At 66.9% G+C, this 625-nt stretch carries 1 protein-coding gene; it reads right to left on the bottom strand.

What is annotated here, in order from left to right; genetic code table 11:
* On the bottom strand, positions 1-625 hold a 625-nt coding region (locus JYJ84_RS37455; RefSeq protein ID WP_205190372.1), incomplete at both ends, for an efflux RND transporter periplasmic adaptor subunit.

Genomic DNA, 625 nt, shown 5'->3' with positions numbered 1-625 from the left:
TTCCTCGATCCGTGCGCGCACGAACATCCCCGGCAACAGCACGCGGCCCGGGTTCGGGAAGATCGCGCGAATCGTCACCGAGCCGGTGGTCTGGTCCACCGTCACGTCCGAGAATTGCAGCTTGCCGGGCTCCGAATAGGTCTTGCCGTCTTCCAGGATCAGCGACACTTTTGCCGCGCCCGGGCCGCTCGTCTTCAGCTTGCCGCTCTGTACGTCCTGGCGCAGCTTCAGCCCGTCGAGGCTCGATTGCGTGAGGTCGACATACACCGGGTCGAGCTGCTGCACCGTCGACATCAACGTTGCCTGGCTTGCCTGCACGTACGCGCCCGGCGTCACCTGCGAAATGCCGACGCGGCCCGAAACCGGCGACACGACATCGGTGTAGCCGAGGTTGATCTGCGCGGTATCGACCGCCGCCTTGCCGGCCGCGACGTCCGCCGCGGCCTGGCCTTGCGTGGCCACCGCGTTGTCGTAGTCCTGCTTGCTGACCGCGTTCGCGGCCACCAGCACCTTGTAGCGCGCGACCAGCGCGTTCTGCGTGACGAGGTTCGCCTGCGCCCGCGCAAGCGTCGCCTTTGCACTATTCAGCGCGGCGACGTACGGCGCCGGGTCGATCTTGTAGAGG

Source organism: Burkholderia sp. LMG 13014, assembly GCF_905232215.1.
GTDB lineage: Bacteria > Pseudomonadota > Gammaproteobacteria > Burkholderiales > Burkholderiaceae > Burkholderia.
This window is presented reverse-complemented; position numbering and strand designations above follow the sequence as displayed.